The organism is Burkholderia gladioli, from assembly GCF_000959725.1.
Taxonomy (GTDB): Bacteria; Pseudomonadota; Gammaproteobacteria; order Burkholderiales; family Burkholderiaceae; genus Burkholderia; species Burkholderia gladioli.
Map to the genome: position 1 here is coordinate 1,716,326 of NZ_CP009322.1, position 18,795 is coordinate 1,735,120.

Annotated in this window: 14 protein-coding genes; 8 read left to right on the plus strand and 6 right to left on the minus strand. The window is 67.2% G+C overall.

All coding sequences use genetic code 11. The features are described from left to right. Positions 1-50: 50 nt before the first annotated feature. Both BM43_RS07820 and BM43_RS07825 read right to left on the minus strand, forming a co-directional pair. Positions 51-1,373: a TIGR00366 family protein gene (locus BM43_RS07820; RefSeq protein ID WP_036055971.1), complete on the minus strand. Its 1,323-nt coding sequence runs from the start codon at positions 1,371-1,373 to the stop codon at positions 51-53. A gap of 163 nt (positions 1,374-1,536) precedes the next feature. Continuing rightward, positions 1,537-2,394 (minus strand): NAD(P)-dependent oxidoreductase, encoded by an 858-nt coding sequence (locus BM43_RS07825; RefSeq protein WP_036055969.1) that lies wholly within the window; start codon positions 2,392-2,394, stop codon positions 1,537-1,539. A gap of 211 nt (positions 2,395-2,605) precedes the next feature. Here BM43_RS07825 and BM43_RS07830 point away from each other — a divergent pair, with 211 nt between their 5' ends. From BM43_RS07830 to BM43_RS07850, 5 genes are all read left to right on the plus strand, one after another. Beyond that, entirely contained in the window at positions 2,606-3,814 is a 1,209-nt protein-coding gene (locus BM43_RS07830; RefSeq protein WP_036055968.1) for an MFS transporter, read from the plus strand. Between the two features lie 42 nt (positions 3,815-3,856). After that, the gene (locus BM43_RS07835) at positions 3,857-4,807 is read left to right on the plus strand and encodes an alpha/beta fold hydrolase (RefSeq protein WP_088555544.1); all 951 of its coding nucleotides are present in this window, start codon (positions 3,857-3,859) and stop codon (positions 4,805-4,807) included. A gap of 350 nt (positions 4,808-5,157) precedes the next feature. Continuing rightward, positions 5,158-6,579, plus strand: a complete 1,422-nt coding sequence (gene hpnJ / locus BM43_RS07840; protein WP_013690509.1) for a hopanoid biosynthesis associated radical SAM protein HpnJ — start codon at positions 5,158-5,160, stop codon at positions 6,577-6,579. A gap of 99 nt (positions 6,580-6,678) precedes the next feature. Next, positions 6,679-7,863 carry a bacteriohopanetetrol glucosamine biosynthesis glycosyltransferase HpnI gene (gene hpnI / locus BM43_RS07845; RefSeq protein WP_042286161.1) on the plus strand — a complete coding sequence of 395 codons (1,185 nt, stop codon included), beginning with the start codon at positions 6,679-6,681 and terminating at the stop codon, positions 7,861-7,863. A gap of 66 nt (positions 7,864-7,929) precedes the next feature. Beyond that, a complete protein-coding gene (locus BM43_RS07850) occupies positions 7,930-8,931 on the plus strand; it encodes a lysylphosphatidylglycerol synthase domain-containing protein (protein ID WP_036055965.1) in 1,002 nt (333 codons plus the stop codon). 37 nt (positions 8,932-8,968) lie between these two features. Here the strand turns inward: BM43_RS07850 and BM43_RS07855 are convergent, their stop codons facing one another. Next, positions 8,969-9,361, minus strand: a complete 393-nt coding sequence (locus tag BM43_RS07855; protein ID WP_036055963.1) for a tellurite resistance TerB family protein — start codon at positions 9,359-9,361, stop codon at positions 8,969-8,971. A gap of 453 nt (positions 9,362-9,814) precedes the next feature. Between BM43_RS07855 and BM43_RS07860 the strand changes: the two genes are divergently transcribed. The 3 genes from BM43_RS07860 to BM43_RS07870 all read left to right on the plus strand — a co-directional run bounded on the left by BM43_RS07860 (position 9,815) and on the right by BM43_RS07870 (position 12,472). Further along, entirely contained in the window at positions 9,815-10,168 is a 354-nt protein-coding gene (locus BM43_RS07860) for a hypothetical protein (protein WP_036055961.1), read from the plus strand. Positions 10,169-10,383: 215 nt separating this feature from the next. Beyond that, a complete protein-coding gene (locus BM43_RS07865) occupies positions 10,384-11,751 on the plus strand; it encodes an autoinducer binding domain-containing protein (RefSeq protein ID WP_036055959.1) in 1,368 nt (455 codons plus the stop codon). 475 nt (positions 11,752-12,226) lie between these two features. Continuing rightward, on the plus strand, positions 12,227-12,472 hold the full coding sequence (locus tag BM43_RS07870; RefSeq protein WP_036055958.1) for a hypothetical protein: 246 nt from the start codon (positions 12,227-12,229) through the stop codon (positions 12,470-12,472). 28 nt (positions 12,473-12,500) lie between these two features. On the opposite strand, the gene BM43_RS07875 is transcribed toward BM43_RS07870, so the two are convergent. The 3 genes from BM43_RS07875 to BM43_RS07885 form a co-directional block, all read right to left on the minus strand. Beyond that, entirely contained in the window at positions 12,501-13,589 is a 1,089-nt protein-coding gene (locus BM43_RS07875; protein WP_052409260.1) for a glycosyl hydrolase family 28-related protein, read from the minus strand. A 136-nt stretch (positions 13,590-13,725) separates the two neighbouring features. Then, on the minus strand, positions 13,726-15,024 hold the full coding sequence (locus BM43_RS07880; protein WP_230676423.1) for a carbohydrate-binding protein: 1,299 nt from the start codon (positions 15,022-15,024) through the stop codon (positions 13,726-13,728). Positions 15,025-15,520: 496 nt separating this feature from the next. Beyond that, positions 15,521-18,787, minus strand: coding sequence for an efflux RND transporter permease subunit (locus BM43_RS07885; protein WP_036055955.1), 3,267 nt, complete (start codon positions 18,785-18,787; stop codon positions 15,521-15,523). Positions 18,788-18,795: the final 8 nt, after the last annotated feature.

Below are 18,795 nucleotides of genomic sequence, written 5' to 3' on the forward strand. Positions count from 1 at the left end.
GATGCGAGCCGGCGAGCCACCAGCGTGGCTGCCGGCCCCGCCCGCCGGGATCAGAACAGATACATGCCGGCGACGAACACCACGCCCGAGAACAACAGCGCCGTCACGCAGTAACCCATGATGTCGCGCACGCCGAGCCCGGCGATCGCCAGCGCGGGCAGCGCCCAGAACGGCTGGGCCATGTTGGTCCAGGCCTCGCCGTAGGCGATCGCCATCGCCGACTTGCCGAGATCGGCGCCCAGCGCCTGCGCGGCCGGCATCACGAAGGGCCCCTGCACGACCCAGTGGCCGCCGCCCGAGGGCACCGCGAAATTGATCAGCGCCGAGCTCAGGAAGGCCAGCAGCGGGAAGGTGTGCACGTTGGCGACGTCGACGAACCACTTGGTGATCACGCCGGCCAGCCCCGAATGATCCATCAGCGCCTGGATGCCCGCATAGAACGGGAACTGGATCATGATCGAGCCGGCGCCGCGCGCGGCCGCGCCGATCGCGCGTGCATAGGCCATCGGCGTGCGATGCAGCACCAGGCCCGCGGCGAGGAACACCAGGTTGACGGTGTCGATGTCGAGCACGAAGCCCTTGACGCGAGTGCGGATCACCAGGAACACCACGCACAGCAGCGCGACCAGCAGCGACAGCAGGCGGCTCTCCTCCATGCGCTCGGCCCAGGTCGCGTTCGGCCCCAGCACGCGCTCGAAGCTCGGCGCCTCCTCCAGCAGCTTCGGGTCGATCGACACCACTTCATGCGGCTTGGGCATCATCAGGCGCGCCAGGATCGGCAGCATCACGATCAGGCCGATCGTGATGAAGGCGTTGTAGCCGGTGAAGATGGTCTGCGACACCGGAATCAGGCCGACCAGCTTCTCCATCGGGTTGCCCTTGGTGGCCGCCACCAGCGGCACCGAGCCGGACAATCCACCGTGCCAGGTCAGGAAACCCATGTAGGCCGAGGCCACCAGCAGCCGGTAGTCGGAGCCGGGCACGCGCCGCGCGACCTCGCGCGCCAGCATCGCGCCGAGCACCAGGCCGAAACCCCAGTTGATCGCGCAGGCGATGCCGGCCACCAGGGCGACCAGCATCACGCCGCCGGCCGGCGTCTTCGGCGAGCTGGCCAGCGCCACCAGCAGGCGCTTGACCGGCCCGGAGCTGGCCAGCGCATGGCCCGTCACCAGGATCAGCGCCATCTGCATGGTGAAGGCGAGCAGGTTCCAGAACCCGCTGCCCCACAGCAGCACGAGTTCGGCCGGCGCCTTCGGCGTGAGCGAGAACGCCAGCACGAAGGTGACGACCGTGAGGAAGATCGCGAAAATCAGCGGATCCGGCAGGACCTTGTGCACGATCTGGGTGAAAAAGCGGGAAATACGGGAAATCACGGGGTCTCCTCCGAGGGTGTCGATATCGGTGCTTTGTTGGGTACGGCGCAAACGAAGGCGACATCATACGTCCGCTCTCGCCGGCGCGTCGGCCCGTGTTCGCCGTGCCCCTCGACGCCCTCCTGGTGCCCCTTCGTGCCTTCCGCGCCGCACGGGCCGATGGCTAGCCCCGGTCTGTCGCGCGGATCGTGTAGTCGGCCATGATCGACCAGTCGCGCTCGCCGCCGCCGGCCTCCACGGCACGGCTCATCTGCTGCCTGACCGCATCGAGCATCGGCAACTGCCGGTCCAGCGCCTCGGCTTCCGCGCCGGCCAGGCGCAGGTCCTTCAGGCCCAGCCGGGCCTTGAATCCGGGCTCGTACTGCTCGCGCAGGATGTTGCCCGAATAGACCTGGTAGGAGCGGCTGCCGAACAGCGTGCCCAGGATCAGCTCGAAGAAGCGTTCGCGCTCCAGGCCGTTGCCCTCGGTCAGCACCACGGCCTCGGCCATCGCCTCGATCGCCATGGTGATCATCATGTTGCAGGCGATCTTGGCCGCGTGGGCGGTGGGCGGCGCCTCGCCCATGTCCCAGATGCGCTTGCCGAGCACCTCGAGCGCTGCCCTGGCCTTGTCCAGCGCGGCGGGCGCGCCGGCGGCGAGGATATTCAGTTCGCCGGCCGCGGCCACGTCGGGCCGCCCCAGCACCGGCGCGGCCACGTAATCGATGCCCGCCGCGCGGTGATGGCCGACCAGTTCGCGCGACAACGATACCGAGATGGTGGAGGCCACCACGTGCACCAGACCGGCGCGTGCCGTGGACAGCACGCCCTGGTCGAGCAGCACCTCGCGAATCGCGGCATCGTCGGCCAGCATGGTGATGGCCAGGTCCGCCTGCAGTGCCTGCGTGGGCGCGTCCACCGCGCTCGCCCCGTCGACCGCCCCGCCCGAGCGGTTCCAGATCTTCACGTGATGGCCGGCCGCAACCAGATTGCGCGCCATCGCGCGTCCCATGGCGCCAAGGCCGAGTATGCCGATTTCCATTGTTTCTCCCGATCGATGAATAGATACTTTGCGAGATATTTATACTAATCGATACATATATACTTGACAAGGCGGGGTATCCCCTTTAGTTTACCGATCGATACATAAATAAGACTTGCATCACCGCAGCCGCCAATGTGTCGTGGTCGACGTTCGTCCATTTTTGTATCGAATGGTATGTATTTATCATCAACGACCGGAAACCAAGACCGTGACCACCCTGAGTTCCACCACCACGCAAGCCGGCTCCGCTCGCCTGCCGCTGGCCGCCCTGCTGGCGCTGGCGATGACCGGCTTCGTCTGCATCATGACCGAGACCTTGCCGGCGGGCCTGCTGCCGCAGATGGCGGCCGGCCTGGACATTTCCACCTCGCTGGCCGGGCAGACGGTGACGGCCTACGCGGCCGGCTCGCTGCTGGCCGCCATTCCGCTGACCATCGCCACGCAGCGCTGGCGCCGCCGCAAGGTGCTGCTGCTCACGCTGGCCGGCTTCCTGGTGTTCAACTCGCTCACCGCGCTGTCCGACAACTACGCGCTGACCCTGCTCGCACGCCTGCTGGCCGGCGCCTCGGCCGGCCTCGCCTGGAGCCTGCTGGCCGGCTACGCGCGTCGCATGGTGCCGGTGCGCCAGCAAGGCCAAGCGATGGCCGTGGCGATGGTCGGCACGCCGATCGCGCTGTCGCTGGGCGTGCCGCTCGGCACCTGGCTGGGCGGCGCGATCGGCTGGCGCAGCGCGTTCGCGATCATGTCGGTGCTGAGCCTGGTACTGATCGCCTGGGTGCTCGCCAAGGTGCCCGACTACCCCGGGCAGGCCGGGCATCAACGCATGCCCTTGCGCAAGGTCCTCGTCACGCCGGGCGTGCGCCGCGTGCTCGGCGTGGTGATCGCCTGGATGCTCGCGCACAACCTGCTCTACACCTATGTCGCGCCGTTCGCGGCCCTGGCCGGCCAGGCCCGCCATGTCGACCTGGTGCTGCTGGTGTTCGGGCTGGCCGCGCTGGCCGGCATCGCCGTCACCAGCCGGCTGGTCGACCGGCACCTGCGCGCCGCGGTGCTGGCCAGCCTGGCCGGCTTCGCGCTGGTCGCGCTGCTGTTCGCCGGGTTCGCGACGCTGCCGGCCGTCCTCTATGGCGGCGCGGCCGCCTGGGGGCTGAGCTTCGGCGGTGCCGCGACCCTGCTGCAAACCGCGCTGGCCGATAACGCCGGCGACGGCGCGGACGTCGCGTTGTCGATGAACGTGGTGGCCTGGAACGGCGCGATCGCCGGCGGCGGCCTGCTCGGCGGCGTGCTGCTCGATGCCTGGGGCGCGGCCTCGTTCGCGCCCGCGCTGGTGCTGCTGCTCGCGATCGGTTTCGTCACGGCCTGGTGCGGCAGCGCCCATGGTTTCCGCCCCGGCCCACGCCATATCAAAGGTCACTGAGTCATTCGATCCACTTCACTTTTTTCATAAGGAGTCTTCATCATGTTTCGACGCCTGTTGCAAGGCATTGGCTTCACCCTGTCACTGCTACTCGCCGGCCCCTCGTTCGCGGCCGATGAGTTCCCCTTGCCGCCCGGCTTCACCAGCGGCTACGAGACCATCGACGGCGTTCGCCTGCACTACGTGAAGGGCGGCAGCGGCCCGCTCGTCTACCTGGTGCATGGCTTCGGCCAGACCTGGTACGAATGGCACCAGCTGATGCCGGAACTCGCCCGCAATCACACGGTGGTCGCTCCCGACCTGCCGGGGCTGGGGCAATCCGCCGAACCCGGCTCGTATCGCGCCACCGAGGTCGCGCCGCTGTTGCACCAACTGGCGCTGCGGTTCAGCGGCCAGCGCCCCTTCGATCTGGTCGCGCACGACATCGGCATCTGGAACACCTACCCGATGCTGGTCCGGCATCCCGAGGACATCCGCCGCGCGGTCTACATGGAGGCGCCGATTCCGGACGAATCAATCTATTCGTTCCCGGCCTTCACGCCGCAAGGGGAATCGCTGGTCTGGCATTTCAGCTTCTTCGCCGCCGATGAGGACCTGGCCGAAACCCTGATCGCCGGCAAGCAGCGCTTCTTCCTCGAGCATTTCATCAAGAAGCACGCCAGCAACCAGGCGGTGTTCACGCCGGCCCTGCTAGACCGCTACGCGCGCTCCTACAGCAAGCCGCACAGCCTGCACGCCGCCTTCGGCTATTACCGCGAGCTGAACCAGGACGTGCGGGACAACGCGGAGCTGTCGCGCAGCAAGCTGACGATGCCGATGCTGGCGATCGGCGGCGGCGGCCATGGCGGGCTCGGCCAGTTCGAGGCCGACCAGTTGCGCCGCTACGCGACGCAAGTCAGCGGCCGCGTGCTGCCCGATTGCGGCCACTGGCTGCCGGAGGAATGCGCGGCACCGCTGAACCACGCCGTGATCGACTTCCTCGACGCGCCCTGATGCGAGCGGCTGCCCGAGCGTTCCAGCCGGGCAGCCTTCGCGGATCCGGTATCGAGCACGGCCGAAACGCATCCGCATTTCGAATGCGTGAATATTTCATTACATCGATCCGACGTCGACTCGCGCTTCGTAACCCGGCGACAAGGATTCTGGCTGGAACAGCTGTCATCAAGCGACCTTAAGCTTGTCTTCAGGTTCGCCTTCGTAGGATCGCGAACGAAACGCGGTATCCACGCGATGCTTCGATATCGCGCCACCCACGACAGCGAACGCCAGCCATGTCCCCAGCCCCGACCGTAGCCAGCCACGCCCCGCTCGCCGTATCCCGCGCGCAAACCGAGGTGCCTGTCCTGAAGACGTTGTTCCTGCAGGCGCCGTCCTATGACGGCTTCGATGGCGGCGCCGGCTCGCGCTACCAGGCCAAGCGCGAGATCCGCTCGTTCTGGTATCCCACCTGGCTGGCCCAGCCCGCCGCCCTGGTGCCCGGCAGCCGCGTGCTCGACGCGCCCGCCGACGATTTGTCGGTGGCGCAAACGCTGGAGATCGCCGCCGACTACGAGCTGGTGATCATCCACACCAGCACGCCCTCGTTCCCGACCGACGCGGCCTTCGCGCAGGACCTCAAGCAGCGCAATCCCTCGGTGCTGATCGGCATGGTCGGCGCCAAGGTGGCCGTCGATCCGCACAACTCGCTGGTGGCCTCCAACGCGATCGACTTCGTCTGCCGCGAGGAATTCGACTACACCTGCCGCGACGTGGCCGAACGCAAGCCCTTCGCCGACATCCTCGGCCTGAGCTACCGCGCCGCCGACGGCGCGATCGAGCACAATGGCGCGCGCCCGATGATCGAGGACATGGACGCGCTGCCGTTCGTGGCGCCGGTGTACCAGCGCGACCTGAAGATCGACAACTACTTCATCGGCTATCTGAACTACCCCTATGTGTCGATCTATACCGGCCGCGGCTGCCGCTCGAAGTGCACCTTCTGCCTGTGGCCGCAGACGGTGGGCGGCCATCGCTACCGCGTGCGCTCGGTCGAGAACGTGCTGGCCGAGGTGAAGTGGATTCGCGACAACATGCCGGAAGTCAAGGAGATCATGTTCGACGACGACACCTTCACCGACTTCAAGCCGCGCGTCGAGGAGATCGCGCGCGGGCTCGGCAAGCTGGGCGTGACCTGGTCCTGCAATGCCAAGGCGAACGTGCCGTACGCGACGCTGAAGATCATGAAGGAGAACGGGCTGCGCCTGCTGCTGGTGGGCTACGAATCGGGCGACGACCAGATCCTGCTGAACATCAAGAAGGGCTTGCGCACCGATATCGCGCGCCGCTTCAACGAGGACTGCAGGAAGCTCGGCATCAAGATCCACGGCACCTTCATCCTGGGCCTGCCCGGCGAGACCAGGGACACCATTCGCAAAACCATCGAATACGCGAAGGAAATCAATCCGCACACGATCCAGGTCTCGCTGGCAGCGCCTTATCCCGGCACGCGGCTCTACGAGCAGGCGATCGAGAACGGCTGGCTGGAGGAGAACAAGACCATCAACCTGGTCAGCAAGGCAGGCGTGCAGCTCGCCGCGATCGGTTATCCGCACCTGTCGAAGGAAGACATCTATCACGAACTCGAACACTTCTATCGGGCCTTCTACTTCCGGCCCGCGAAGATCTGGGAGATCGTGCGCGAGATGCTGGGCAGTTGGGAGATGATGAAGCGGCGCCTGCGCGAAGGCGTGGAGTTCTTCCGCTTCCTGCGCGCGCACGAGGCCTGAGCCGCCATGCTGGAGCGCGAATCGCTCAACACCCTGCGCGCCGCCGCGCTGCGGCGGATTTCCCACGCGATGCCGGTCGCGCTGATCGCACTGGTCACGATGACCGCCTTGATCGCCGCGCACCGGGTGCCGGCCACCGAGGTGCAGCGGATCGTGGTCGATCTGGTCTCGGCCTGCGCCGCCTTCGGCGTCGCCTACACGCTGCTGTCCGCCTCGCTGGTCGGCCGCTTCCTGGCACGGCCGCGCGCGGCTCCGGTCGCCTTCCCGCCCGTCACGCTGATGAAGCCGCTGCACGGCGACGAATGGCGGCTCGTCGAGCATCTCGCCAGCTTCCTCGAACAGGATTATCCCGGCCCGATCCAATACGTGTTCGGCGTGCAGGATGCCGAGGATCCGGCGCTGCATGCCATCGCCGAACTGCGCGTGCGCTATCCGTCGGCCGATATCGCCACCGTCGTCGACGCGCGCCTGTACGGCCCCAACCGCAAGATCTCCAACCTGGTCAACATGCTGGAGCAGGCTCGCCACGACCTGCTCTGCTTCGCCGACAGCGACGTGCGGGTCGGACGCGACTACCTGGGCATCGTGGTCGGCACGCTGCAGTTGCCCGGCGTCGGGCTCGTCACCAGCGCCTATCGCGGCGTGAGCGCGCCCGGCTTCTGGCCGCGCGCCTCGGCCGCCTCGACCAACTACGCCTTCTTTCCCGGCGTGGTGATCGGGCTGGCCACCGGGCTCGCGCGGCCCTGCTTCGGCCAGACCATCGCGATCGATCGCGCCACCTTGAACCGGATCGGCGGCCTCGGCCACTACGTCCATCATCTCGCCGAGGACCACGCGATCGGCGAGGCGGTACGCGCCACCGGCGCGCTGGTCGCGATCCCGCCGCTGCTGGTCGAACACGCCTGCGTCGAGGCGAGCTCGCGCATCTACTTCACGCACGAATCGCGCTGGAGCCGCACCATCCGCGCCGCCGATCCGCTCGGTCATCTCGGCGCCGCGCTGATGCATCCACTGCCCTTCGCGCTGCTCGCCGTGCTCGCCTCGGGCGGCAGCGAGCACGCCTGGCTGCTGGCCGGCGCGGCCCTGCTCGCGCGCTGGATGCTCAAGTGGCGCGTCGATCGCGTGTTCGGCCAGCCCTTCAGCGACTGGGCCTGCCTGCCGCTCTACGACCTGATGCAATTCCTGATCTACGTCGCGAGCTTCGGCCTGAGCGACGTGGTCTGGCGCGGCCGGCGCTTTCGCGTCGATCCGGGCGGCCGCCTCACGCCGCGCTTGGACGAGTGAGCGCGCGTTGCGCTTGCCGCCAGGTCGCCGCGCCGGCTCGGATCGACGCCGCGAGGCCAAGCTGAGATGAAATCGATCGGCGCCGTTGCCGCGGCCCTGGGGCTCGCCATCGCCGTCTGGCTGATCTGCCGCGACCGGCCCGAGGCGATCCTGGCCTTGTTGCGCGAGGCCGGCGGCGGCCTGCTGATCGCCGCGGCCGCGCATGGCCTGCCGATGCTCGCCAACGCCGCCGACTGGCGCCTGCTGCTGCGTCCCACGCGCCGCCCGCCGCTCGTCACCATGCTGAAACTGGTGCTGATCCGCGAATCGATCAACGGGCTGCTGCCGGTGGCGCGAATCGGCGGCGAGGTGGTGTCGTTCCGGCTGCTGCGCGGGCTGCGGATCGGCCCGAGCGCCGCCATCGCCAGCCTGGTGGTGGACATGCAACTCACCCTGATCAGCCAGGTGGTATTCGCCCTGCTCGCCTGCGCCTGGCTGCTGCACGGCAACGGCGCGGGCAGCGGCGACACGTTCCGGCAGATCCTCGCCGGGCTGGCCCTCGCGGTGCCGGTGCTGGCCCTGTTCGCGGCCGTGCAGCACGCGCGGCCCTTCCGGCGCCTGGCGGGCATGCTCAATCGCGTCACCAGCGGCGGCTTCGTCGAGCGCATCGGCGCCTCGGCCGCGCGCATCGATCTCGCCGTGATGCTGCTGTGGCGCAATACCGGCATGGTGCTGCGCTACCTGCTGATCTGGCAGACCCTGCAATTCATGGGGTTTTCGCTGGAGATCTGGCTCGCCCTGCATGCGCTCGGCGCCCAGGCCGGCTTCGTCGACGCGATGGCGATCGAGGCGCTGATCCAGTTCCTCAGCAGCATGGCCTTCCTGGTGCCGGCCGGGATCGGCATCCAGGAAGGCGGCTTCGTGGTGATCGGCGGCCTGTTCGGCCTCGATCCCGCCCTGTGCCTCGCGCTGGCCGGCGCGCGACGCCTGCGCGACCTGCTGTTCTACCTGCCGGGACTGGCGGTCTGGCAGCTCACGGAATGGCGCGCGCGCCGGGCCCGGGTCGCCGAGGCCTCGCGCCCGGCCTGAGCCCGGCGCGTCATCGACGGGCGCGGCCCAGTCTGCTTCAATGCGGGCGCGGCGTCCAGGCGTCGAGGATCGCCGCCAGCACCACGATCTCGGCATCCGCCAGGTGTCGATCGGCCGAGGCCACCGCCAGGCACTGCTCGATGGTCCGCTTGCGCAGCTTGGGATCGTCGATCTCAGCGAGCAGCGGCTTGAGCGAGGCCGGGTCGAGAACGGCCGAGAGGGTGCCGGACGAAGCCTGGCCGAGCGCCTGGTCCTCGCACAAGGCCTGCACGATGCGCTCGAATTCGGCCGTGCCGAGCCCGAGCTTGCGGGCAATGCCCAGCGTCTCGATCACCTGTTCCTCGCGACGATCGATATGACCGTCCGCTATCAGCACCAGCGCCACGATGCGGGCTGCCGCCTGGGGGCTGTTGCGGGGATAGCTTCTCATGCTGCCGATTCCTTTGCGGTGGATGCCGCCTCGTGAGTGAGGCACCAGTGTCGGCGAATTCGGGCATCGGAAAAATCAGAGATTATTGTCGCTACACTTCGGAAAAACCGAAACAAGGCAAGCCGGTCGCCTTGACGATTCTTCAAGATCTTTCATGCTCGTGCGGGTCCGTGGCCGCGTATCATTTTGGCTCCCGGGCGTGACGCCGGCATGCCATGCACGGGTGAATCCCGCCCCCGTCCGAAGCGCATCGGGAAGGCATGGACGACGAGCCGAAGTTGTTTCGCGCCCGGCGAAAAATAAGCATCCACCCTGCATTTAATGACAGCTCCCGAAACCGGGTCGAGCGTCTATGCTCCCAGCGAAGGACGCGTCGTGCGTTCAGGCAAGCCATTACGATCTGCCTTCATCGTCACCCCTTCCATCACGAATTGACCGACTCACGTGGAGAACATGCATTCCGAGGCAGGCAAGCTCGCCCCGCTCCCGTCTCGTCGCCCGGGCGGCGGCTGCACGCCCGTGATGGGATGGAGCCGGCATGATTCGGGCGAACCCGTCGCCGCCGAATTGAGCCTCGCGGTGCTGTCCCACGACCGGCACGGCAACGTGATCACCACCGCGGCGGCTTCCGTCGGCCTGCACGAGGTGGCGGTGGCGATCGTCGAACTGGCGCGCCGTCTGCGCAAGCAGATCTACTGCGGTTATCGCGGCCTGTTCCTCAGCGCCGACCACGATACGCAGCCGCAGGACATCGTGCGCGCCTATACCAGCTTCACCAGCCTCGGGCGGGAAAGCGAAGCACGCTGATTCGCCGGCGGCGCCCGCCGCCGCGCGCCCTGGATCAGTCCAGCCGCATCGTCCCTCCCGCGCCTCTCCCTGTTCGAAACCCATCTCCCTCGCCAGCCCCTTCATTGCCGGCCGATTCGCGCGCCGCAATCGCGTTACCATGCGCATCGCCCCGCGCGGCAAGCCGGCAATCACGCGCGGATTACGAATTGAAATGAAGCGGTTCCGAGGCAGAGATGGCTGAAAACACGTTCAGGATCGGCGCCGATTCCTTTACCTATCGCTTACGCGAACAGGACGGCGGGACCCTCGTCGAACGGGACATGCTGATGTCGGGCGCGGGTGGCAGCGAATTCCGCGTAACCCAGGCGATCTGCGCCGGCGGTGCGCCCTTGCTCGACTTCCTGCGCGCCGATCCGCATGCCGCCGCCATCGAGCACGTGGTGGGGCCGCGCATCGCCGACATCGCGCTCGACATGTCGGAGCAGGCCGACGCGGCAGCCGCCCCGAGCGTGCCGGACGCGCTGTCGGCGATCGGCGAGATCGCCTACCTGCCCGACGAGGCCCGGCTCGCCAGGCAGGCCTGGCGCATCATCCAGGCGCTGAAGGCAAGCACCGCGTTCTACTTCCTGGTCGACACCGACGACGAAGGCGAAATCCGCGCGTATCGAATCATCATCCTCTCGCCGGCTTTCGGAAAGGCCATGCAGACCTACGTGCATCGCCGCTGGTATTCGACCGATCCCTTCCTGATCCACGCGCGGAAAACCCAGCGCGTGTGCTTTTCCTCCGATGTCGGCCTGATCGAGAACCTCGGCGGCAGTTGGCGCGAAATGGCCGAGTTCGCGCGCGAGAACGGCATGAAGAGCTGGCTGGCCGCGCCGGCCCACGAACCGCGCTCGCGACGCTTCGGCGTGCTCTACGTGGCCAACGACACGCTGCCCTCGCAGGAGGGCGAGGCACCGCTGCGCGGGAACGTCGCCCTGTTCCGCACGCTCTCGCGCGAGATCTTCGAGTGGTATGAAAGCCGCGCGCGATCGGACAAGATCATCGAACTGGGGCTGAGCTCGCAGGAGCTGCGCGTGCTCAGCGGCCTGTCGCGGCAATTCCCGCTCGAGCTGATCGCCGACACGCTCGAGATCGGCAACACGGTGCTGCGCGACCGGCTGCTGCCCGCGATCCGCGCGAAATTCTCGGTCTCGCGGATCGGCGAGGCCGTGCGCGAAGCCGAGAAGCACAACCTGCTGATGGCGATCGGCGAGCGCAAGGTGGCCTACATCGTCTATAGCGAGACCTACGGCATCTTCCTGCGCGAGGAATACGGCGCGCAATTCTGGTCGCAACTGAACCCGTCGGGCATCGACCGCGCGCAGATCTTCAAGGATCCCGAGGCGGCCCGCCATTATTTCCAGCCGCGCGGCGGCTCCGCGGCCTACGTGATGCGGCGCGTGGACGTGCATCACACCGCCAGCGTGGCCACGCGCCAGGAATGCCTGGCGGCGGGCCTGCCGGGCTGGGAGCCCGGGCACCTGTCGAGCGAGGGGCCCAGCGACGATTCCGGCACCTGGGGCGCGCTCGATGCCTCGCACCTGAATCGTCAATAATCGCGCCTAGCATTTCCTCGCCGGAGGTTCAAGCGGGTTGAACCTCCGCATCCGGGGCGCCTAGAATCCTCCGCTTGCAAGCCATTGCGATGCGGTCGGCGGTGCCTCGCCGGCGCTTCGCGTCGCGCCCCGGTCGGCATCGGCAGGACCGCGCCGGCATGCCCCCTTTCGACGTGTGAGAAACGCCCGTGGCCGAACCGTCTTCATCGCTCCCTGCCCGCGCCATCCCCGGCCCGGCCGGCATGTCGAGGCGCGAAGGCCACCTGTCACGCCACCGTCCCCGGTTTCGACGCGAGATCCTCTCGCTCGCGTCCCGCCTGTGTGCTCTGACGCTTCCATCCTCGGAATCAGGCGGTCTCGTTGCGCCCATTCACGCCCGCAAGGACCGCGACGCGCGCAACATTTTTCTTCCACTCCCGCCGCGCCTCGCGCGGGTACCGGCCATCCGCCGAAGCGAACCGCAAGGGACGAACGCTTGAACGCCAGCCAGCCCATCGATCCACACGAGTTCGTCCGCATCCTGGCCGCCGGGCGCAGCATCGATGCATGCGCACACACCTTCGTCCATATCGGCGACGAAGGCCTGTGGTGCCGCAATCCCCATGGGCTCGATGCTTACTTCGGCCGCGCCCTGCCCTCGGTCGACTACGCCCGCGAGATCCTCGTCGCGCTCTCGCGCGGCACGGTGTTCGGCGCGGTGCCGCGGCGGACCGGCGACTGAAGCCGGGCCACGGCACGACGCGCCGCGCTCAGCCGCCGCCGTTGTGCGAACCGTCGCCGGTGCCGGGCTGGTAATTGCTGATCGTGCTGCGGTCGACCAGGTTGGTGGCCGGCGTGAACCCGAGCACCGACGCCGCCGAGCCGCTCGTGACGTTGCCCGAGATCCGCATTCCGGCGCCGCCCTGGCTCAGCCCGCCGCCGGCACTCATCACCGCGACGGCGTCGCCCTTGGCATTGAGGATCAGGTTGTCGGCGATCGTGTCGTTCGAACCGTTCATGGTACGGCTGTTCGAATCGGTGCCGGCCACGATGCCCATCCATTGCGAGCCGTCCGTCACCGAGTTCCGGATCGTGTCGCCGGTCGCGCCCATCAGCGCGAAACCCCGCCCATAGGCATTCGCCAGCGCGTAGTCATGAGTGAACAGATTGCCGGAATCCTGCCGGCTGTCGAAGGTGTAGGAGTCGTCCGAGTAGGAATCGTCGCCGGCCTGGTAGACCTCGTTGCTGTCGACCGTGTCGTTCAGCGAGCCGTTCATCAGCGCGATGCCGTCGGCATTGCTGCCTTCCACCAGGTTCCTGACGATCTGCGCGCCGCTCGCGCCGTCCAGGCGGATGCCGTTCGAGGCCGCGCCGAGCGTGGTGACGTGCTCGACCCGGTTGTTCGCGCCGGTCACGTCGATCGCCGCGGCCAGCGGCTGCGAACTGCGGTTGGGCGCGCGCGTGGAAGTCACGAGATTGGAGAGCGTCGCGCTGCCGGTGAGCTGAAGCGCCTCCTGGTCCGGATTGCTCGCCACCAGGATGGTCTGGGCGCCGGCGCCCGTCACCGTCACGCCGCCGAGCGTGAGGACCGCGCTGTGCAGGTAGGTGCCGGCCGGAATATAGGCCGTGCGGTGCTGCGAGGCCGCCGTGTTGAAGGCGTTCTGCATGGCCTGCGTGCAGTCGCTCCTGCCGTCGCCGATCGCGCCGTAATCGGCGACATTGAGCGAATTCGCGGGCTGCGCCACGGCGGCGGCCGGTGCGCCGGGCGAATCGCCCGGCGTCGCCGCGATCGCCGTGGTCGTGCCGAGTGCCGCCCAGGCCATCACGGCCGAGGCGACGGGAATCAGCCTGGTTTTCATGATCTCACCTCATGACGCGGCCACCTCGCGTCCGGCCGCGATGCCGTTTCAACGATGAGGAAACGGCGGCCCGCGATGCGAGGGCCGCCGGCGTCACGCCGGGGCCTCCATCGGCCCCGGCATCGGGATCACCGCGTTACTGCCCGAGATCCTTGGCGAAGCGCAGGCTGTAGCCGAGCGTGCCGACGCCGCCGATGGTGTTGCAGGTCGGCGAGGCGGTACCCGGCGCGCAATCGGCATCGCGGTCGAAGGACCAGAAATGCAGGCCGGCCAGGCCGTTCTTGATCACGAAGGCCGACACCGCGTCGGCATCGGAGAGCGTGAAGCTCTCGCCGGCCGAATCGTTGCCGCCGATCATCGGCGTGATCTCGATCTGGCTGTACGGCACGCCCCAGTGATCATGCAGGTTCATGGCCGCCTGGATGGCCGACTGCCCCATCTGGCAAGCGCCGCCCACCAGCACGCAATTGCCCGGCAGGGCCGAGCCGTAATCCATCGTCATCAGGTCGATGGTGTAGTTCTTCAGGTTCGAGCTCTTGATCGCCTGCATCACCCAGTCGCCGAGCACGTTGAAGCTGTCCGGCGCGCTGGCGCCCCAGGACGTGGCCTGGGTGGCGCCGTTCGGTGCCGGGGCCACGGTCTGCAGCGTGAAGCTGAAGCGCAGATTCGGGAACTGCTGCTGGGCGTTGGCGGCACGCTGCACCAGGCTGTTGATCACGGCCTGCGACTGGCCCCCTTCGATATCGAAATCGATGCCGACCAGGTTCTTGGACGCATAGCGGTTGATGAACGTCGTCATGCCCGCGTCGGTGCCGCAGGTGAAGACGCCCGCCGCGCCGCCGGTCGACAGGATGTAGTTGACGTTGGCGGCCGACAGCAGCGGCACGTTGACGGAAGCCAGCGTATTGCCGGCCACGCCGCCCCAGTTCTCGCTGCCGCATTCACCGTTGGCGAAAGCCAGCGTGAGCGTGTGGGTGCCCGTCGGCAGCGCCGAGGCGATCGGCTTGAGCGAGCCGGTCACGTTGGTGGAGATGGTGTTGGTGTTCCAGTTCAGCGAGATCGAGGTGTCCTTGTACGGGCCGTAGATGAAGCCGGCCGCCGTGCCGGTGGGCGAGCCCGTTCCCAGCCCGCTGCCGCCGCCGTTGCCGTTGCCGGGATCCGTGCCGCCCCCGTTGCCCGGGCCGGTGCCGGAGCCCGAGACCGGCGTCCACAGCGAGGCCACGGTCGGGTTCCAGCCGGTGCCGGTGTAGTCCGTCTGGTTGACGAGCGCCTGGTAGTCGCTGCCGTTGTAGGTCACGATGGTGCCGGCGGCGTAGAAGGTATCCGGCGCCCAGGCCGCGGCGGCCATCGCCGCGTGCGGGGCCGCCGTCGACAGCAGCAGGGCCGCCGCCGCGTTCAGCACCAGGGCCGGGAATGCCAGACTCTTTCTCTTCATTTTGATATTCATTTCTTGTATTCCTGATCAATGGGAGAGGATGGGTATCACGAATCTTCTTGCATTCTTATTCGCTCATCCATCGATTTCGATGGCGGCGTTGCATTATTGAAGATTATCCGCAATCAGGAAGCTGGCAGGAATATCAGGTTTTCCGGATTTCTCGCCGGGCCCGAAGTTCGTCTGTATGTAGTCGCTTCACAAACTACAGACGCACCGCCCGGCAAGCGATTTGCATGTTAAGTAGTTACACCATTGCGCAAGATCCAGCCGACACGACCCGCAACGCATCGACGGCGGCCACGTCGGAAAGCTCGAATTCACCATCCAATTCTTATTGGATTTTTATAAACCATTCACCAAGTAATGATTAAATCAACCGAATCAATTCCGTGGTCTCAATTCGAAATCCGGTCGATGCGATGCATCCCGTCGACGATGAAACGAATCACGTCGGAATGCATCGCAAGGCCTGGAGATACCTCGCTCGGCCCGCTCAGGAACGAGCCTCGGCCCCATCCGCCGGGTCCGGCCGGCGCAGCTTGTGGGTCACCTCGTCGAGCTTGTCGCCCAGCATCCGGCGCACCGCCACGTAGAACACCGGGATCAGCAGCACGCCCAGCGCCGTGGCGAACAGCATCCCGCCGATCACGCCGATGCCGATCTCGTGCCGCGAGGTCGAGCCCGCCCCGCTGGACAGCACCAGAGGCAGCACGCCGAGGATGAAGGCCATCGAAGTCATCAGGATCGGCCGCAGCCGCAGTTTCGCCGCGCGCAGCACCGCGTCGTACAGCGTCAGGCCCTCGGCCTGCCCCTCGATCGCGAACTCCACGATCAGGATCGCGTTCTTCGCGGCCAGCCCGATCACCGTGACCATGCCGATCTTGAAGTAGATGTCGTTCGGCGTATTCGTCAGCAGGCAGAACGAGAGCATCCCCAGCAGGCCGAGCGGCACCACCAGCAGCACCGAGACCGGCACCGACCAACTCTCGTAGAGCGCCGCCAGGCACAGGAACACCACCACCACCGACAGCAGCATCAACTGCGTGGCCGAATCGCCGGCGATGATCTCCTGGTACGACTGCCCGGTCCAGTCGGCCGCGAATCCCGGCGGCAGGGATTTGTCCACGATCTGCTGCAGCGCCTGCATGGCCTGGCCGGTCGAATAGCCCGATGCGGCGTTGCCGACGATCTCGACCGCGGAATAGCCGTTGTAGCGCGGCAGCGCCTGCGGGCCGACGCTCCAGACCGAGTGGATCACGCTCGACAGCGGCACCATGTTGTACGGGCTGATCGCCGCGTTGCTGGAAGACGGATCGACCGGCGCGGTGGAGGTGCTGACCGTGCCCGAACTCGAGGCCGAGGCCGAGGCGGTGCCGCCGCTCGTGGTGGAGGCGCTCGCATTGGTCGGCGTGTAGAAGTGGCCCAGCGCATCGAGGCTCATGCGGAACGGCGCATCCGCCTCCAGGTAGACGCGCTTGACGCGGCCCGCGTAGGTGAACTGGTTCACGTAGAACGGCGCCAGCTCCATCTGGATGGTGTTGTAGACGTCGGACAGCGACAGCCCCATCGATTCGGCCTGCACGCGATCCACCGAGAGCTTGAGCTGCGGCGCCTCGGGCAGCGAGTTCGGCCGGATGCCGTACAGCACCGCGCTCTTCGCGGCCGCGCCGAGCAGCATGCCCTCGGCCTGCCCGAGCTGCGCGCGGGATTGTCCGGCGCGCGCCTGCAGGTACATGTCGACGCCGCCGAACTGGCTCAGGCCGCGGATGGTCGGCAGGTTCACCACGAAGATCTGCGCGTCGTTGATGCCGTGCAGGATCCCGTTCGCCTTCGGGATCAGTTGCATGGCCGTCTCCGAGCGCTGGCCCCAGTCGGTGAGCTTGATGAAGGCCATGCCGACGTTCTCGCTGCTGCCGACGAAGCTGAAGCCCTCGATGCCGAACACGTCGTCGATATCCTTGCCGATCGCGCTGTGCTTCAGCCGCTCGCGCACCTCCTTCATGACCCGGTCGGTGTTCTGCAGCGTCGAGCCGGGCGGCAGGTTGACCAGCGCGAGCACGAAACCCTGGTCCTCGTCGGGCACGAACGAGGTCGGCAGCCGCGTGTAGAGGAAGCCGGCCAGCACGCTGACGGTCACGAAGGCCACCATCCAGCGCGGCACATGGCGCACCGCGCGCGCCACCTGGCCGATGTAGGTCTCGCTGAGCCGGTTGAAGCCCGACTCGAAGCGGCGGAACACGAGGTTCGGCTCGCCGTGCCGGTCATGCTTCAGGATGGTGGCGCACAGCGAGGGCGTGAACGACATCGCGAGAAAGGCCGAGAAGGCCATCGACACGGCGATGGTCAGCGCGAACTGCGCGTAGATGATGCCGGTGGCGCCCGGTTGCAGGGCCGAGGGCACGAACACCGCGGCCAGCACCACGGTGATCGCGATGATGGCGCCGGTGATCTGCCCCATCGCCTTGCGGGTGGCCGCGCGTGGGTCCAGCCCCTCCTCGCGCATGATGCGCTCGACGTTCTCGATCACCACGATCGCGTCGTCCACCACGATGCCGATCGCCAGCACCATGCCGAACAGGGTCAGCTGGTTGATCGAGAAGTGCAGGGCCGACAGGCCGATGAAGGTGCCCAGCAGCGCCACCGGGATCACCAGGGTCGGGATGATGGTGGCGCGGATGTTCTGCAGGAAGATCAGCATCACGAAGAACACCAGCACGATCGCTTCCACCAGGGTCTTGACCACGTCGAGGATCGAGGCCGTGATGAAGGGCGTGGTGTCGTAGGGCACGTCCCAGGTGACGCCGTTGGGCAGGTCCTTGGCGAGCACCGCCATCTCGGCCTTGACCGCCTTGGCCACCGCCAGCGCGTTGGCGCCGGGCAGCAGGTAGATGCCCAGGCCGCCCGCCGGCTTGCCCTGGTAGATGGCCGAGGTGCCGTAGCTCTGCGCGCCGAAGGTGATGCGCGCCACGTCGCCCAGGCGCACCACCGTGCCGTCGTTCTTCGACAGCAGGATGATGTCGCGGAACTGCTGCAGCGAGGAGAACAGCGTGTCGCCCGACACCGTCGCCGTGAACGTCTGCCCCTTGACGGCCGGGTCGGCGCCCACCGAACCGGTCGCGAACTGCGCGTTCTGCGCGCTGACCGCGTTCTGCACCTGGGTGGTCGACAGCCCATAGGCCTGCAGCTTGTCCGGGTCGAGCCAGATGCGCATCGCGTACTCGGCGCCGAGCATGAAGGTATTGCCCACCCCGTTGATACGCGCGATCACCGGCTGGATCTGCGAGGCGATCACGTCGCTCAGGCGGGCCGCGTCGATGTCGGGGTTGCTCGATTGCAGGCTCAGGAACATCAGGATGTCCGGGCTCGCCTTGGCGACCTGCAGGCCCTGCTGCGTCACCTCGGTGGGCAGCAGCGGCTCGGCGAGCGCGACCTTGTTCTGCACCTGCACCTCGGCGATGTCGGCATTGGTGCCGGTGGCGAAGCTCAGCGTGATGGTGGCCTGGCCGTTGCCGTTCGACGCCGAGCTGAAATACAGCAGGTTGTCGATGCCGGTGAGCTGCTGCTCGATCACCTGGGTGACGGTGGATTCGAGCGTGGCGGCGTTCGCGCCGGGATAGGTGGCGGTCACCGTCACCTGTGGCGGCGCGATGTCGGGATAGGAGTCGATACCCATCTTCAGCAGCGAGATGGTGCCGATCAGGCAGATCAGGATCGGGATCACCCAGGCGAACACGGGACGATCGATAAAGAAGCGCGGCATGGATCGTT

Bases quoted from the DNA above. Each gene is read 5' to 3' on its own strand.
- BM43_RS07850 (WP_036055965.1), top strand. From the start codon at position 7,930: ATGAAATCGATCGGCGCCGTTGCCGCGGCCCTGGGGCTCGCCATCGCC.
- BM43_RS07865 (WP_036055959.1), top strand. From the start codon at position 10,384: ATGGCTGAAAACACGTTCAGGATCGGCGCCGATTCCTTTACCTATCGC.
- BM43_RS07880 (WP_230676423.1), bottom strand. From the start codon at position 15,024: ATGAAGAGAAAGAGTCTGGCATTCCCGGCCCTGGTGCTGAACGCGGCG.
- BM43_RS07855 (WP_036055963.1), bottom strand. From the start codon at position 9,361: ATGAGAAGCTATCCCCGCAACAGCCCCCAGGCGGCAGCCCGCATCGTG.
- BM43_RS07825 (WP_036055969.1), bottom strand. From the start codon at position 2,394: ATGGAAATCGGCATACTCGGCCTTGGCGCCATGGGACGCGCGATGGCG.
- BM43_RS07875 (WP_052409260.1), bottom strand. From the start codon at position 13,589: ATGAAAACCAGGCTGATTCCCGTCGCCTCGGCCGTGATGGCCTGGGCG.
- hpnI (WP_042286161.1), top strand. From the start codon at position 6,679: ATGACCGCCTTGATCGCCGCGCACCGGGTGCCGGCCACCGAGGTGCAG.
- BM43_RS07835 (WP_088555544.1), top strand. From the start codon at position 3,857: ATGTTTCGACGCCTGTTGCAAGGCATTGGCTTCACCCTGTCACTGCTA.
- BM43_RS07860 (WP_036055961.1), top strand. From the start codon at position 9,815: ATGCATTCCGAGGCAGGCAAGCTCGCCCCGCTCCCGTCTCGTCGCCCG.
- BM43_RS07885 (WP_036055955.1), bottom strand. From the start codon at position 18,787: ATGCCGCGCTTCTTTATCGATCGTCCCGTGTTCGCCTGGGTGATCCCG.